Source organism: Acinetobacter sp. TG2027 (genome assembly GCF_000302435.1).
Classification (GTDB): Bacteria; Pseudomonadota; Gammaproteobacteria; order Pseudomonadales; family Moraxellaceae; genus Acinetobacter; species Acinetobacter pittii.
Window position 1 is genome coordinate 160,166 of sequence record NZ_AMJN01000031.1, and the last position, 16,121, is coordinate 176,286.

Genomic DNA, 16,121 nt, shown 5'->3' on the forward strand with positions numbered 1-16,121 from the left:
ATCTAATCACTTAATTATTTTGATTTTATTTCTTATAAAAAGCCTCCAATTGGAGGCCTTTTTATTCTTTAGGTTTATTTACGGTAGCGTCTATAAGCTGCTAAACCAAGTAAAGAGGTTAAAGATAAAATTCCGAGGCTACCACCACCGCCTCCACCACGCGTATCATCTGTAGTAGTAGCGGTACTTACAAGGTTAATTGTGCCAGCTTTAGGTGAGATTTTCCCATCAGCATCATAAACGTTATAACTTAATGAGTCATTAAAAGTATTAAATACGTTATTTGCCTGAATATAGATATTTCCGCCATAACAAATTTTATCCTTGTCATCTTTCGGGCATGGCCCTTCTCGATCAGCCTTAATTACTTTAAAAATACCATCTTTCGAAGTTTTGCTTGGTAAATAAATAGGTAACTCTACACCGTCTTCATTTACCCAAAATTGTGATTTAGGCTTTAAAAGCGTATTTATAGGGCCGTCACCATCATCGTTAGCATATTTAAGTAAATTCAATGGAATAATTTCATTTGCAAGATATTTAAAGGTAATTGTCCCATCACCAGAAACTGGTTCTATATTATTAAAACGAGCTTTTATCAGACCGCTTGAGCTTAATTTATTATCAGCTGTTGTAATTGTATATTTACAATAAGCATAGGTACCAGCTTGAGTCACCGTATCGTCTTTGCGATAAAAAACAATTTGCTGTAAAGCACTATTCCACTCACAGAATACCTTGTCCTGATCAGATAGATCTTTAACTTGTTGAGCATCATATTTATCATCAAGAGATCCAATACCTAATGGCTCAGTTGCAATACGATAATCTGTGGTGTTGAAGAACTTCAGCACATGATTAGCGTCTTCAGTCGGTAAAGGTAAATCATAGTTCTTTAAATCAAGATAGATTGCGCGATATTTAAGATTTGCCTTAGTTGTATCAATTAGATTCTTAAACTCCGCTAAACGTACTTTATAGTAAGTAATAAAGTTAGAAGGTGTCTTAGGGTCTTTAATATAATTATCAAATAAATCATAATTTTGTTGATAAGTATCAATTAAAGTCGTTAATGAAATATTACTAACATCCTCTAAATCACCTGCAGTGAGCTTCATTAACTCAACAGAGCCAATATCACAACTATTACGACTTTCTGGCTGATAATATGAGGTAATGTCTGCCAAACGATTTAAACCACGTTGGTCAATTGTGGCACAACTTCCTTTACTATCTTGATCAACGTCAATTAAATCTGTGCTAGAAGAAATATTTTTTGGATAGTAAATAGGTAAAAAGCCTGTATAAGCTGTTGCTGGTTCTACTAAAGGACTTAGCAGATTACTAAAAGATTGTGTACTTATATCAATATTCGTATGGCCATCTGGTAAAGACTCTTTTGGTATATCACATTTTGCTGTTGCTGATGTCCAGTCAAGTGCATTGAAATCTAGCGTTAGACCTACACTCTTTTGCTCTGCTGCCGCACCTAAAAGATATTTACAGGCATAACTTCCGGTATTATAAGCCAATACGTTAAAACTTAGCTTTTTTGCGCCCAATTTATCGTAGAGGAAAGTACTATTCGCGTTGTTTTCAACAATTGTATTATTTAAAAGTACTAAACTACTGCTTGAACTTAAAATACTTGATGTATTGGCTGGATTATTGCTACCACCAGTAAACTTAATAATACTGCCGCTAGTACTATTCGCTATATTTTTTGCAATGGTATTAACCGATAATGTCGCAGTAGGTTTACCACAGAACTCAAATGTACTTGTTGAAGCTGTATTACCATTATTCACAATACTATTTGATGTAAGAGTAATAGTACGTGGTGCATAGACAGTGTCGCTAAAACACCCCATTGATAAAACACTACCTTGTGTTGCGTTATTACCTTTAAGTAATGAATGATTTACTGACAAAGTAATATTAGGCGAAGCTAAATAAATTGCTCCACCGTTTGTTGCTTGAGATGATAAAATCTGGCTATTTTGCAAAGCGATATCAGCACCAGCATAAATCGCACCACCCTGGCCAGTTGTAACGCCATTTTCAAGAATTACATTATTTAAGGTCAAGGGCTGTTTATAGGTAGTCGTATTGAAAATGCGTGATTTACCTTGAGCATTAATACGTGTTTGTAAGTCAAGTTGTGCAGGATAATCATTAGTTAATACACTTTTTTTCTGCCAATCTACGGGATCAGCACCAAAAATAGCAATATTAGCATTTGGAACTAATTCCTTATTTAGAGTGTAAATTCCTGCTTTAAGCTGAATCGATTTTTGAGTAGTTTCACGTGTATCAATAACAGTACATCCACCATACGATTTACGCAACTCAGCTGTTTTTATCGCTTCACGCAATGAGCAGGCATTAGTATTTTCACCATCTTCATCGTCAAAAGTTGTAACATCAATTCTTCCAGTCGTTGTATCTGCAAATAATGGCATCGCAGCAATCACAGCTAATGCTAATAAAGCCTTTTTATAATTTTTCATAGCCTTTATCATCCTTGATTATGACTTTAAACGTCTTAAAGCAATTAAGCCAAATAGACCTAAAACTAAACCACCACCTACACTTCCCCCGCCACCCGTGCTTACAGATTTATCTTCAATACCTGATGGTGGATCTTGCACGATTTGAACTGGAACAGTTAGATAAACATCCGCAGCATCATTAAAACGTGTGGTAGTAGTAACGACTAATAGATTAAATACATCTGCTCCATGCCAGTTCCCATTTGGAACATAAGTTAAATTTCCCTGAGCATCAATGGATAAAGTCCCTTTAGATGGTGTACTGGTTTGAACAATCTTCATACACCCAGACTGCCAGGCTTGACCATCTGTTCTTTTTCCAAACATTTTTTCACATGTTTGTGGAGAAACTAACTCTCCATCACCTACAACATCGGCAATATTAAATTTGGCAATTTCCCCATACTTAATATCTTGACCATGTGTACTGATATCATCGCGGTTGATAATTAATTCAATTGCACCTAAATCACATAACTCGTCATAACCACTTCGATTCTTTCCACGTTGATCTTGCTTTTCACAACTCGCCAAACCGACAGAAGTTCCATCGCTATATAAACGACCTTTGTTAATTAACAATGATTGCGAAAGACTAGTATATTTATCTAAAACTCGAGGTTTAAAGAATCCTAAAAAACTATCACTCGGTGTTGAATACGGACATAACAAACCATCTGCTGGTGGTACATCACAGGTTCCTTCATCTGCATTTCCAGCAATTAGTTCTTCACTTGCAGGGTATAGAATATTTGGTAACTCTGCAGAAGCATTACGGTTACATTCCGTTGTTACTAAATTACTCTGCACAATCGTTTTATCTGTTGTAGATACCTTACAGTTTGTCGTATTACCTACTAAAATACTATTAGAAACAGATGCTTTTCCTTGTGGAGCATCAAAATACAAGCCTCCCACATTTTTAATCATAGTAATATTATTGATCACCATTCCATCACGGACATTGGCAATAAAATTACCCTTATTATGAAAAATCGTACTATTACTTAAACCAATAATACGAGAGGTTAAATATCCACCCGTACTTTCATCTGCAAATTTAGTTTCAGCATGAAATAATGCACCATCTGCAGCAGTTACTTCATTATCACGCACTACAGAGCGAGTAATATAGTAAAGTGGCATATCACTATATAAAACGCCTCCCTGACTCGCTTTATTATTCTGAATCAAGCTATTAGTGATCGTTACCGAACCCGCTGTTTTTGTAGTATTTGATAAATTACCAGCGTTATAAATTGCTCCACCATTTGTTGCATATCCATCCATTAAACGAGAATTTTGAATAACCAATTGTTCATGGTTATAAATCAATCCACCGTTACCTTGAGGTATTACGCTCTTTAGGCCAGCACCCTTTAAATTGACATCAATAAATGAAACTGTAAAAGAGGCTTTTTCAACACTACCATCATCTATACGGAATAATTGATCTGTACCTATCATTTTAATCGTTGCATTATGTGAATTGGGTGCACCTTCCTCAATCAGAGTAGAGTCATTTTTTGCTGTACTAATAACTACAGGAACGGTAATTACTATACTTTTACTTAGAGTATATTCTTTATCACGCTGCAAAATAATATTTGAAGAAGCATCTTTATTTCCGCAACCGTTATAACCGTTTGCATATTTTTCAACTTCCGCATCATTAGAAGATGCACGATATTTTAGAAATTGTATTGCTTCACGTAATGAACAGACTGTGTTATCGACGTCTTCATCAGTTGTAGTTGTGACTTGAATATCGGCAGAATAAGCGTGTCCAGCAGCAGCCAATAAAGCAAAAGCAATGCTCCGTTTGAGCATACCCATCTCCTTACATCTTTTTTCATTTTTCTTTGTCAATATTGCAAAATTTCCGCTTTTGCAATCGCATCCTTTGTGCGTACTTTGTCACAGGAAGTAGAATTTCTCAAGACATTTTGGTCGGTCTGTAGAGTCATTTTTGAGCTAGATTACAAAAAGCTTCGTAGACCTAAAAAAGTTTTTTAAATACAAAAAATTGGCGTATTAAAAAATTAAAAGAGAATTTATAAGTTATAAATATAGCTTTTCAGAAATGAAAAAACTTATGTAGGGAAAGCCATTTTTTAAATTGTATGAGTTTAATTTAAGCAAAACAGCAAATTTAAGCTAGAAACTCTACTGTTGATACTCATCAATCAAAGCATAAATTTGTCTTAAAGTCGCATTAGAAAGTTTTGTTTTTTCACCTTTGAGTAGTTTTTCTAACTGAGCAACAGTTTGCAGTAAAAGAGATGCTTGGTGAGGACCATGTAATAATAAGTAATCAACAATTTGTTGATCAAAGTGGATACCACGTCTAGCCATTACAGATGTCACCAAGGCATAGCGGTCTGCATATAAACTTCCACTCGGCACTTTTACACTAACGGCCTGTGTAAGTCGTGACTGTAAGTCTGGCAATTCAAGCTTTAATTCGATCGGTGCTACACGCGAAGAGAATACCAGTTGTCCTTCGTGATTATTCATTAAATGAAAAACAGCTTTTTGCCAGTGAGGTACACCACTAATCGATTCAATATCATCCAAAGCAACAAGATCATAATGTTCTAAAGACGTAATTGCCTCAATAGGTGCATCAAGCAGTTCGAGCAAAGATACTTTAATAGCAGATTTGCCTATTTCTAAATAAGAATCACAAATTGCAGAAAGTAAATGACTCTTCCCCGTCCCCGCTCCACCGTAAATATAGAACCTACTCACCAGACCAGCATGTAGTTGACGCACGGCATCGACTACATGCCCCCAACCCGGTCCCGAAAAATCACTGATTCGGGCATCAAGTTGAGGTTCTATATCCAGTTGGAGTTGACGCATATATTGAATTAACCTTGAAATTATTTCTGGTTAGGAGATTTTAGTTCATCTGTATCTTGCTGTGTTTTAACTTCAAGATCAAGCTTAGTACTTTCAGTTTGTACATGAATTTGCTCAATATCGCCATGTTGGATCACTAATGTAGATGGTGGAGCATAAAGTGAGCTTCTTTCGTAATTCTCTCTTAAATGCTTCAACAACACTACAATAACCGCAGCAACAGGCAATGCAATTAACATTCCCAAGAAGCCTGCAAGCTGTGCACCTGCCAATACTGCAAAAACAACTGCTACAGGAGATAAACCAATTTTATCACCCAGTAGGAATGGCTGTAGGATATAGCCTTCTACCGCTTGACCAATCATGAAGACAATACCAACCAGTAATAGATGCATCCAATCCAAGCCAAACTGGAACAGGCTAGCAATAACAGCGGCAATAATACCTACGGCAAAACCTAAATAAGGAATAATACTAGCAAGCCCTGCCACCATACCAATAATCAGGCCAACTTCCAAACCGATGAGCTGTAAACCAACTGCATACACTACGCCAAGCAATAGCATGACAAGAAACTGACCTTTAACAAATGCCCCTAAAACGCTATGGCATTCACCAACGATCTGTAAAGTAGTTGCTTCATATGGACGCGGAATGAGACGACGTAAGTTTTGTAACATACGTTCCCAATCAAGCAAGAAATAGAAAGCAATAATTGGAATTAAAACAACTGTTCCACCAATCTGAATAAAATTCAAACCAGATTGAGCCAGTTTTAATAACACTGCCTGAATGCTGTCTGCGCTGTAGTTTGTTTGGACATATTCCATGACAGCTTTAGACAACTGCTCTGTGTCAATTTCCATTTGCTGGACATTAAATGTCGAAGACACCCAAGGTAAAAAGGTAGCGTTAATCCAGTGAATACCTGCTGGAATACTATCTCGGGCATAAACTAATTGTTTCCAAATCAGTGGAACTAAATACCAGAGTGCAATAGTTAAGGTTATACCTATTCCAACAAATACCACGCTAATTGCTAACCAGCGAGGCAATTTCATTTTTACCAGCACATCAACAAGTGGACTGAATAAATAAGCCAGGAAAAAAGCACCGATAAAAGGAATGACTACAGGCTTGAGTAAGTACAACACCCATACCAGCAATACAATACCTGCGAGTAAAAAAATACGGCGCAGTATACGATCTTGCATAAAATCTAGCCTTTTTTGATTTAATCGTTATAAATGAAAAAATATTTTTATTAAAGATAGCATTTTCGAGCATAAATAACATAAGAGTTTCGTATATTCAGGTTATAATCTGCCGCCAATGCGGAGACTTCATTTATGAGCAACTCAACTTCTACCCCAAATACCGGTTTAAGCTACAAAGATGCGGGTGTCGACATTGAAGCGGGCGACGCACTGGTCGATCGTATCAAGTCAGTCGCTAAACGTACAAGTCGTCCTGAAGTAATGGGCGGGCTTGGTGGCTTTGGTGCACTATGCAAAATTCCTAAAGGTTATGAAGAGCCTGTTTTAGTTTCTGGAACCGATGGTGTAGGAACTAAATTACGTTTGGCCCTTAATCTCAATCGTCATGACACAATCGGCCAAGATCTTGTGGCTATGTGTGTAAATGACCTTTTAGTTTGTGGCGCAGAACCATTATTCTTCCTTGATTATTACGCGACTGGTCACTTAAATGTTGACGTTGCTGCAAATGTTGTTACCGGTATTGGTAAAGGTTGTGAGCTTGCAGGTTGTGCACTTGTAGGTGGTGAAACCGCAGAAATGCCAGGCATGTACGAAGGCGAAGATTACGACCTTGCTGGTTTTGCCGTTGGTGTTGTTGAGCAAAGCAAAATTATTGATGGCTCTAAAGTAAAGTCTGGCGACGTACTTATTGGTGTTGCATCAAGTGGTGCTCACTCGAATGGTTACTCATTACTACGTAAAATTTTAGACGTTAAAAACGTTGATTTAACTCAAACGATTGATGGTCGTCCTCTTGCTGATGTAGCAATGGAACCAACTCGTATTTATGTAAAACCGGTTCTTGAACTCTGCAAACAAGTTGATGTTCATGCTATGGCGCACATTACTGGTGGTGGTTTACCAGGTAACTTACCTCGTGTATTGCCAAATGGTGCTCAAGCGGTTATTGATGAATCTTCTTGGGAATGGCCTGAATTGTTCCAACTTCTACAACGCGAAGGCAATGTAGAACGCTTTGAAATGTACCGTACTTTTAACTGTGGTGTAGGTATGGTTATTGCTGTTGATGCAAATGATGCTGAAAAAACAATTGAAGTACTTAATGCTCAAGGCGAAAAAGCTTGGAAAATCGGACATATCCAAGAAAATGCTGAGTCAGTGGAAGGTGCAGACGAAAAAATTCGTGTGATCTTTGCATGATAAAAATTGCTGTTCTAGTCTCTGGGAATGGCAGTAATTTACAAGCCTTGATAGATGCAAATCTATCAGGGCAAATTGTAGGTGTACTGTCTAATAAAGCAGATGCTTATGCCCTAGAGCGTGCTCAAAAAGCCAATATTGCTACCGCTGTTATCTCCCATAAAGACTTTCCAACGCGCGAAGTGTTTGATGAGGTAATGCATCAGCAACTCTTAGCTTGGGAAGTAGATGTAGTTATTTTAGCTGGCTTCATGCGTATCTTAACACCAACCTTTGTCAACAAATGGCAAGGGAAAATGTTGAATATACATCCCTCGCTTCTTCCAGCTTACAAAGGTGTGAATACTCATCAACGTGTTTTAAACACAGGTGATCGTTTACATGGTTGTACCGTACACTTTGTAACTGCTGAACTGGATTCTGGTCAATCTATTGCCCAATCAGCTATATCAGTTAAAGAACATGATACTGTCGCTTCGTTAGCAGATCGAGTGCACACACTTGAGCACTTTATCTACCCACAAGTTGCCGAGTGGTTGTGTAACGGTCAACTTACATGGAAAGATGGGCAAGCCTATTTCCGTAATCAAGTTCTAAAAGACCCTATTCGTTTTGCAAGTTGGTAAAGTATTTTACAAACAAAAATAAAAAAGGACATGCTGGCATGTCCTTTTTTATAAGCTTTAAAAAATTAATTTAATTAATGATGAATTAATTTCTTTATTGAGTTTACTGTATCAATAGGATGCTCTAGAGGGAACATATGGCCCCCTTCAACCACCGTAAATGGGATTCCCATTTTTCGCTTTGCCATTTGAGGAAAGCCTCTTTTTAAGAAATCACTTCCTTTACCCACAACTAAATGCACAGGCATCTTAGGTTTTGGCATAGGCAGCCACCACCAAGAAGGATTTTTACGGAAAATTGCAACTTCATCTTCACGAGAAATCGTTAAAGTTACTCCACCGCGAATCGAATCTTCTTTCAAAGCATAATCAATATAAGCCTGAAAACAATCTTCATCAAAATCTTTATAAAATCCTTTAGGACGAAGTAACTCAGCCGCCTGCTCTCTCGATTCCCAATGTTCACGACGACGTGCAGATAAGCCTGCAGGTGTCATCGCATCAACCAATTTAGGGCGAAATAACTTTGCCATATGAAAAGCAAACGAATATCGCCCTAAAATAAGAGGCGGATCTAACATAATGACTTGAGAAAACAGTTCAGGACGTCGAAAAGATGCCATCAATGTTAAAACCGAACCAAGAGAATGGCCTAATCCGATGACTTTACGTCCTTTCGCCTGACGCACAATACTATCAATAACTTGATCAACCAAAGCAGGCCAATGGTTAGTCACAGGATAACGTTTGTCAGGACCAATGAGTGGAACATAAATTACGTCATACTCATCTTTTAATTGATCAAACAATTTTTGATACACCATAGATGGCACACCATTAGCATGCGCAAAGTGTATAACCGGTTTTACTGACATACCGTTATCCTAAAAATACAGATTTATTGTAATTTTGCGCTTTGACTAGTCTGCACCTCTTGAGCAATAGATTCACTTACTCCTTGCCCGATTTGTGCCCCCATACGACCCAAAATGGATTGTAGTGGGTTACGCTCAATTGTGTAGTCAACTTTATTATCAAGGTTTAGTTCACGCATCAAGCTCGTAATATTACCTGAACGGTCAGCAACACCTAATTGAATTGCTTGTTCACCCGTCCAGAATAAACCAGAAAAAATAGCTGGATCATTCGATTTCAAACGCTTTCCACGCCCTTCTTTCACTGCGGTAATAAAGTGAGTATGAACATTATCAAGAACAGATTGAATATGTTGCTTTTGAGCAGGATCAATCGGTTTTGTCATACTTAAAATGTCTTTATTCGTTCCGGCAGTTAAAGTGCGGTCTTCAATACCGAGCTTCTGAGCTAAACCAGTAATGCCATAGTTAGGCATGATTACACCAATTGAGCCCACTAAACTTGATGGGTTGACAATAATCTCATCCGCAGCAGAAGCGATATAGTACGCACCCGATGCCCCCATATCACCAATAACGGCATAAACTTTCTTATCAGGGTGCTGTTTTTTCAAATAACGAATTTCCTGCCAGATTTCATCAGACTGAACTGGAGAACCGCCAGGTGAGTTAATGTTAAGTGCAACAGCCTTACTATTTGAGGCTTCAAAAGCACGTTTAAGCGCTTTATTCGTATCTTCACTATTTACCGCTTGATTACTCGAAGCATCAATCGTTCCAATAATATCCACCACTGCCAAATGAGCACTACTGCTACTTACAGTAGAGCCTTCTTTGCTGGTTGAACAGCCTTTGCCCATGAGTACAATAATGAATAGTAAATAAATAAAAGTTAATGTTTTAAAGAAGATACCCCAACGACGACTACGGCGTTGCTCTTCTACTGAAGCGAGTACAGCCTTCTCAAGAATTTGCCATTCTGGTCCATTTTGTTTAGGGATTATAGGTTCATTTTGTGGTTTTGGTGGCCAATCGGACATAAAATTCCAATCCAAATCAATCTAAAATGATGTCATTATATACGTTGATTTGATAAAAACTGTCTAAATTATATGATTTCATTTATAATATTTTTATCTTTTTTTACTTGTTGCCTCCTTTTTACCGCGATAGATGACCAAACTAGATGTAAAAAGCATGAATTATTACTTACTCAAAACTTTTAGCCGTCAACCCATTCAATTTGGACGTTTTATTGCCCGTATGTTGGCAGGGTTAGTCAATACTTTAAAAATTACTAGAACATCAAAAAGTATAGAACTTAACTTACAAATTGCTCTTCCCCACTTAACACCACAGCAACGAATAGATATTACACAACAAGCTATTCGTAATGAGTTAACCTCATACTTCGAGTTTTTAAGTATTTGGGGCTCATCAAATAGTAAGAATATTTCAAGAATTCACTATATTGAAGGTGAACATTACTTTCATGAAGCACTGGCAGCAAAAAAAGGTGTGGTATTGATTGTTCCACATTTTGGTACGTGGGAAATCATGAATGCTTGGTGTGCCCAGTTCACTTCCATGACTATTTTATACAAGCCTGTAAAAAATGAAGATGCAGACCGTTTTGTTCGAGAAGCACGTAGTCGTGAACAAGCCAACTTGGTACCTACCGATGAAACTGGTGTTCGACAAATTTTTAAAGCACTCAAACAAGGCGACACCACTGTAATATTACCCGACCATACACCTAATGTTGGTGGGGATATGATCAATTATTTTGGTGTACCACTTGCATCAAGTAATTTAAGTGCCAAGCTCATCCAAAAAACAAAAGCCAAAGCATTATTTCTTTACGCGATTCGTAATGAACACGACGGTTTTACAATGCATATTGAGCCTATGAATGAGAAGATTTACGAAGGTAGTGCGGATGACGGAACCTTTGTTATTCATCAAGCCATTGAACAACTGATCCAACATTATCCAGAACACTATCACTGGAGTTATAAACGTTTTAAAGCAAATCCCGCTTTAGATAATATTTACAATATTGATCCGAATGAAGCACTTCAAATTGTAGATAGACTTAAAGCAGAAGCTTCACAAACTCCTGTGAAGCCAAGTACGCTCGAAACGTCGAGTATATAAAACCATCTCTTGATTGCGAGATACAAAGCTTAATGTTCCTTGTTCAACTGTGCTTTTAAACGCAAGATTAAGTGCTTGTACTCTCGCTAAAACCTCTTTGCTTGGATGACCATAACGATTATTGAAGCCAGCTGAAGCAATAACAAGCTTTGGTTTTAGAGTCGCTAAAAAGTCGTAAGCTGAACTATGCTTACTCCCATGATGTCCTAATACCAAAACATCTACCTTTAAATCAGGATATTCTTTCATGAGTTGATATTCTGCTTCCCACCCTGCATCGCCCATAATTAAATAATTTTGATAGCCATTTATCTGTTTTAAATGAATATAAACCACACAAGAATATTGATTTTGATTTGAAGAAACTAAGTTTAAATCTTTTTCTTTAGGCCAAAGAATTTCAATATCTAATTGTGGATATTGCCATTTTTGACCTTGATGACAATAGGTAAATGGTTCTTTAATTTGCTCTGCCCATAATTCATTTGGTATGACTTGTTTAATAGGAAAAGCCTGAGCGATTGAAGGAAATGCTCCGCTATGATCTTGATCAAGATGAGACAGTACGACGTGATCCAGTTGTTTAATTCCCTTTTGACGTAAATATGGAATCACCACATTTTGACCAATACTAAAAGCTTTCTCATCATAAGACCCACCCGTATCGATGAGCCATGTCTGCTGCGTGTGCTGCAAGAATATAGATTGCCCCTGTCCTACATCTATAATATTTAATTGAATTTGCTGGGACGACTTATCTGGAATGATCAAGGGTAAACAGCATATTAGCCCCCAAGATTTGGGTAAAACCCCACGCGGTAAAAATAAGATAATAATAACGAAGCTAAGGCACACTAAATCAAGTGGTGTGAGGCTAAAACCTTGTAATGGTAGAGATAACTTTTCTAAAAGATTAAAACATGACAGTACTATACTAATCAGGACGTCATTAATTTGAAAAAGTAAATTTCCGAATGATTTAAAAATAAGCCATACACAAGCTGCAAAAATATTTAAAGGAACAATCACTCCTCCGAGTAAAGGAACTGCAATAATATTTGTAAAAGGAGCAACCCATGAAATCTGTTGAAAGAAAATCAGCATTAAGGGACACAAGGCAATAAATATTTTGCCTTGAGATTCAATTAAAATTTTACTGAAAAGAATGATTCTAGATAACAGACTAGTTGAAACAACATTTGGAGCCTGCTCTATAGTTTGATAAATCCGTAATAAAATAAAGCAAGAACCATAAGATAGCCAAAAACCTGCGGATAAAACACTGAAGGGATCGAAAAGTAAAAGTAGACTTGCACTATAAACCAAGAGTGAAAATGGTTTAACAGCCACTTTAATCAATACCAAAAAAGCAAATAAAAATACTGAGAGTAAAGTTCTTAAGGCGGGAATTTCAAAACCAACAAATGCCGTATAAATTAAAACACCGAAACATAATGGAATCATGGTCCAAATTTGTTTAGGTTGATGCAAATAAAGCTGCGGATAATAACGTCTTATTAATTGATGTAATATCCAAGACAACATGATAGCAAAAATGAGTACATGAGGCCCTGAAATGGCTAACAGATGAGAGATTCCTAATTCCTTAAATTGATTTTTAATCTCATCATTTAAGAGACTTTCGTCCCCTGTTAACAAAGCTAATAACAGACCTTTATTTTGCAAAGGAGATTGTTTTAACATTAATCTAAATGTTAGGCGCAACTTTTCTACATTTAACTTTTGTCTGTTAAAGAATTTTTGTTGCTCTTTTAAATGATGTTGATAACCCAACTGATAAATTTCATCAGAGCTTAAAGGCTCAATATGCTGAACACTAAAACCAGACATTATATTTCGTTGAATGAACCACTGTTCTTGGTCAAAAACACCAGCCACTGCGTAACTATGAGCAGGTTTGGTTTTGCCAGAAATTCGATAATAATGACCTAATTTTAATTTTGGCTCATCTATGGCTGAGTTTACTTTTTGATTTTTTAAATATAATAGCCAATTGACGGGATGTAAGGACTGCCCTAATACCTGAACGGGTTGCTGTGTCTTATCTTCTTTTTCTTCACTTATACGGTCGACATACACAATAATATCTAAAGATTTAGGCTGCATTTGTCGCAGTTCTAATCTTTCATTTAAGGCATACTGAGCATATTGATGTCCTATAGTAAAAAAACTAATAGCGCAGACTAAACAGTAAATGGTTTTTAATCTGGGGCGATTTAAGAATAAATTTCTCTTAAAAATATAAAAAATAAAGCCCATAACAAGCAAGACTTTATCTAACCACCCATATTGCATTATTAAAGGGATATCTATCCCCATAAATGCAATACCCCCAATCCACCCCATTAAAATAAGTTTTAACATGCAAAGTCATATCATTATCTTTCTAGGGGCAAAATTAAAGCCCAACTAAGTGGGCTTTAACAATGTGATTTAATGACAATTTTTTAAGAACCACTCACCCAGAGTCCATCTTGCATGTGCAAAATAGAATCAGCAGCCTGAGCTAAATGCTCATCATGGGTCACAATTAACATTGCCATGTTGAGTTCTTTCTTAAGATCGGTCAGTAATTCAAAAATACCTAGAGCTGTTTTACGGTCTAAATTACCTGTAGGTTCATCAGCCAGAACAACCGCAGGTTTAGTGACTAAAGCACGCGCTAAAGCCACACGTTGGCGCTCACCACCCGAAAGCTCCCCTGGCTTATGATCCATACGATGAGACAACCCAACTCGATCAAGTAAATATTCAGCTTGCGCTTTTACCGATTTAAATTGGCTATCTGCACGAAGCATTAAAGGCATCGCGACATTTTCAAGCGCAGAAAACTCAGGTAATAAATGGTGAAATTGATAAACAAAACCGAGGTATTGGTTGCGCTGAAAACCACGTTCAGCTTCACCTAAATTATCAAAACGTTGACCATTTAAAAATACTTGCCCTTGAGTTGGCTGCTCTAAACCACCTAGTACATGAAGCAAAGTACTTTTACCTGAACCACTCGCACCGACAATCGAAACAAACTGCCCTGCTTCAACTTGTAAAGAAAGACCTTTAATGACTTCAACTTTAGATTTTCCGTCATCAAAATGTTTATATATTTCTTTCGCTTCTAAAACAATTTTACTCATAGCGCAGTGCCTCGGCAGGTTGAACTTTGGCAGCACGAAGTGCCGGATAAATAGTCGCCAAGAAGCTTAAAAGTAAAGAAACAATCACTATAATCGTCACATCTTGCCATCTTAAATAAGAAGGAAGGTAATGTACAAAGTAAGCATCAAATAGATTTAAGCCCAACACATTGTTAAACCATGAAATGATATCACTAATGGTTAAAGCTAAAATTACACCTAAAATCGTACCTGCAACTGTACCAATCACCCCAATCACGGTACCTTGAACCATAAATATTTTAGTGATCATCGATGGCGAAGCGCCTAATGTACGCAAAATTGCGATATCAGATTTTTTATCAGTCACCACCATGACCAATGATGAAACAATATTAAATGCTGCAACCACAATAATAAGGACAAGCAATAAACCGACTAGAGTTTTTTCCATTTGAATGGCATTAAATAAATTACCATGCGTATAGGTCCAGTTCGTCGCGTAGAAATTGCTTGGTAAACTTTTTACTAAGTCGTCAGCAACTTGCGGCGCTGCAAAAATATCATCTAGTTTTAAACGGACACCTTGGGCACCATCTGGTAAGCGTAATAAGGTTGAAGCATCGTATAGGGCGATATAACCCACCATAGAGTCGACTTCAGCGCCTACACTAAAAATGCCAACCACTTTAAAACGCTTGAAACGAGGTACAACACCTGCTGGAGATGGCGTTGCTTCTGGTAAAACCAATGTCACACTATCATTTAGACGTAAGCCCAATGAATCAGCCATATCTTTACCAAGTACAATACCAAATTCACCTTTTTTAAGTGAATCTAAACTCCCGGCAACAATATGATTTTGAATAATAGAGACATTCTTTTCATATTTTGGGTCAATACCCGTCACCATAATACCAGCGACTTGCCCTTGCGCAGTTAACATACCTTGCAATTGCGTAAAAGGTGCAACCCCTGTTACATGTGGATGATGTTCAACTCGCTTCACGAGTTCAGGCCAATCCGTGAGGATTTGTGTAGATGAAACTGTTGCTTGCGGCACCATTCCTAACACACGGTTTTTCAATTCGCGATCGAAACCGTTCATGACAGAAAGTACTGTAATCAGCACAGCGACACCTAGTGTCAAACCGACCATCGAAACCAATGCAATAAAAGAAATAAAATGATTACTGCGTCTTGCGCGAGTATATCTCAACCCTATATACAGTGAGATTGGTTTAAACATACCTTCTAAATCCAAGGTCATTGATGGAAAATATAAGATGTTGATGGCAAATTGCACCCACATCTACTATTTGGCCATACCGTTAGATGCTGTATTAAGGTTTAAAAATCAGTAAGTTCTGACTTATCCTTAACAATCCTAATATTATATTGCTGCGCTATTTTCTACTAGTTAAGTTGGGAGATCAATTTGATCGTGCATTTCGCTACGAATTAGAACAATTTAATGAATAAGCTCAACAAA

The 16,121-nt window shown here is 37.2% G+C and carries 12 protein-coding genes and 1 pseudogene; 4 read left to right on the forward strand and 9 right to left on the reverse strand.

The window, feature by feature from the left end; genetic code table 11:
- Positions 1 to 74 precede the first annotated feature (74 nt).
- The 4 genes from B806_RS0107060 to cxpE all read right to left on the reverse strand — a co-directional run bounded on the left by B806_RS0107060 (position 75) and on the right by cxpE (position 6,631).
- Positions 75 to 2,510, reverse strand: a complete 2,436-nt coding sequence (locus B806_RS0107060) for a CSLREA domain-containing protein (RefSeq protein WP_017402792.1) — start codon at positions 2,508 to 2,510, stop codon at positions 75 to 77.
- Between the two features lie 18 nt (positions 2,511 to 2,528).
- Positions 2,529 to 4,388: a rhombotarget A gene (gene rbtA, locus B806_RS0107065; RefSeq protein WP_079381030.1), complete on the reverse strand. Its 1,860-nt coding sequence runs from the start codon at positions 4,386 to 4,388 to the stop codon at positions 2,529 to 2,531.
- Positions 4,389 to 4,718: 330 nt separating this feature from the next.
- Positions 4,719 to 5,417: a DnaA regulatory inactivator Hda gene (gene hda, locus B806_RS0107070; protein ID WP_002118656.1), complete on the reverse strand. Its 699-nt coding sequence runs from the start codon at positions 5,415 to 5,417 to the stop codon at positions 4,719 to 4,721.
- A gap of 20 nt (positions 5,418 to 5,437) precedes the next feature.
- Positions 5,438 to 6,631, reverse strand: coding sequence for a chloramphenicol efflux transporter CxpE (cxpE, locus tag B806_RS0107075; RefSeq protein WP_017385818.1), 1,194 nt, complete (start codon positions 6,629 to 6,631; stop codon positions 5,438 to 5,440).
- Positions 6,632 to 6,766: 135 nt separating this feature from the next.
- Here cxpE and purM point away from each other — a divergent pair, with 135 nt between their 5' ends.
- Positions 6,767 to 7,837 carry a phosphoribosylformylglycinamidine cyclo-ligase gene (gene purM, locus B806_RS0107080; protein WP_017385817.1) on the forward strand — a complete coding sequence of 357 codons (1,071 nt, stop codon included), beginning with the start codon at positions 6,767 to 6,769 and terminating at the stop codon, positions 7,835 to 7,837.
- A complete protein-coding gene (gene purN, locus B806_RS0107085) occupies positions 7,834 to 8,463 on the forward strand; it encodes a phosphoribosylglycinamide formyltransferase (protein WP_017385816.1) in 630 nt (209 codons plus the stop codon). Before purM ends, purN begins: the two co-directional genes overlap by 4 nt.
- 74 nt (positions 8,464 to 8,537) lie before the next feature.
- Here the strand turns inward: purN and B806_RS0107090 are convergent, their stop codons facing one another.
- Both B806_RS0107090 and sppA read right to left on the reverse strand, forming a co-directional pair.
- Positions 8,538 to 9,338 carry an alpha/beta hydrolase gene (locus tag B806_RS0107090; protein WP_017385815.1) on the reverse strand — a complete coding sequence of 267 codons (801 nt, stop codon included), beginning with the start codon at positions 9,336 to 9,338 and terminating at the stop codon, positions 8,538 to 8,540.
- Between the two features lie 23 nt (positions 9,339 to 9,361).
- The gene (sppA, locus tag B806_RS0107095) at positions 9,362 to 10,378 is read right to left on the reverse strand and encodes a signal peptide peptidase SppA (RefSeq protein WP_017385814.1); all 1,017 of its coding nucleotides are present in this window, start codon (positions 10,376 to 10,378) and stop codon (positions 9,362 to 9,364) included.
- A 133-nt stretch (positions 10,379 to 10,511) separates the two neighbouring features.
- Between sppA and B806_RS0107100 the strand changes: the two genes are divergently transcribed.
- A complete protein-coding gene (locus B806_RS0107100) occupies positions 10,512 to 11,495 on the forward strand; it encodes a lysophospholipid acyltransferase family protein (protein WP_079381031.1) in 984 nt (327 codons plus the stop codon).
- Here B806_RS0107100 and B806_RS0107105 read toward each other — a convergent pair.
- From B806_RS0107105 to B806_RS0107115, 3 genes are all read right to left on the reverse strand, one after another.
- On the reverse strand, positions 11,448 to 13,880 hold the full coding sequence (locus tag B806_RS0107105; RefSeq protein ID WP_017402795.1) for a DNA internalization-related competence protein ComEC/Rec2: 2,433 nt from the start codon (positions 13,878 to 13,880) through the stop codon (positions 11,448 to 11,450). The two genes, B806_RS0107100 and B806_RS0107105, sit on opposite strands and share 48 nt — an antisense overlap.
- 83 nt (positions 13,881 to 13,963) lie before the next feature.
- Complete coding sequence (lolD, locus tag B806_RS0107110; protein ID WP_002118798.1) at positions 13,964 to 14,650, reverse strand: lipoprotein-releasing ABC transporter ATP-binding protein LolD; 687 nt, start codon at positions 14,648 to 14,650, stop codon at positions 13,964 to 13,966.
- Complete coding sequence (locus B806_RS0107115; protein WP_031944528.1) at positions 14,643 to 15,878, reverse strand: lipoprotein-releasing ABC transporter permease subunit; 1,236 nt, start codon at positions 15,876 to 15,878, stop codon at positions 14,643 to 14,645. The genes lolD and B806_RS0107115 overlap by 8 nt, the downstream gene beginning before the upstream one ends.
- A 122-nt stretch (positions 15,879 to 16,000) precedes the next feature.
- On the opposite strand from B806_RS0107115, the pseudogene B806_RS20045 reads away from it, so the two are divergent.
- Positions 16,001 to 16,108 (forward strand): annotated as a pseudogene (locus B806_RS20045) (PilZ domain-containing protein); the annotation flags it as partial.
- Positions 16,109 to 16,121: the final 13 nt, after the last annotated feature.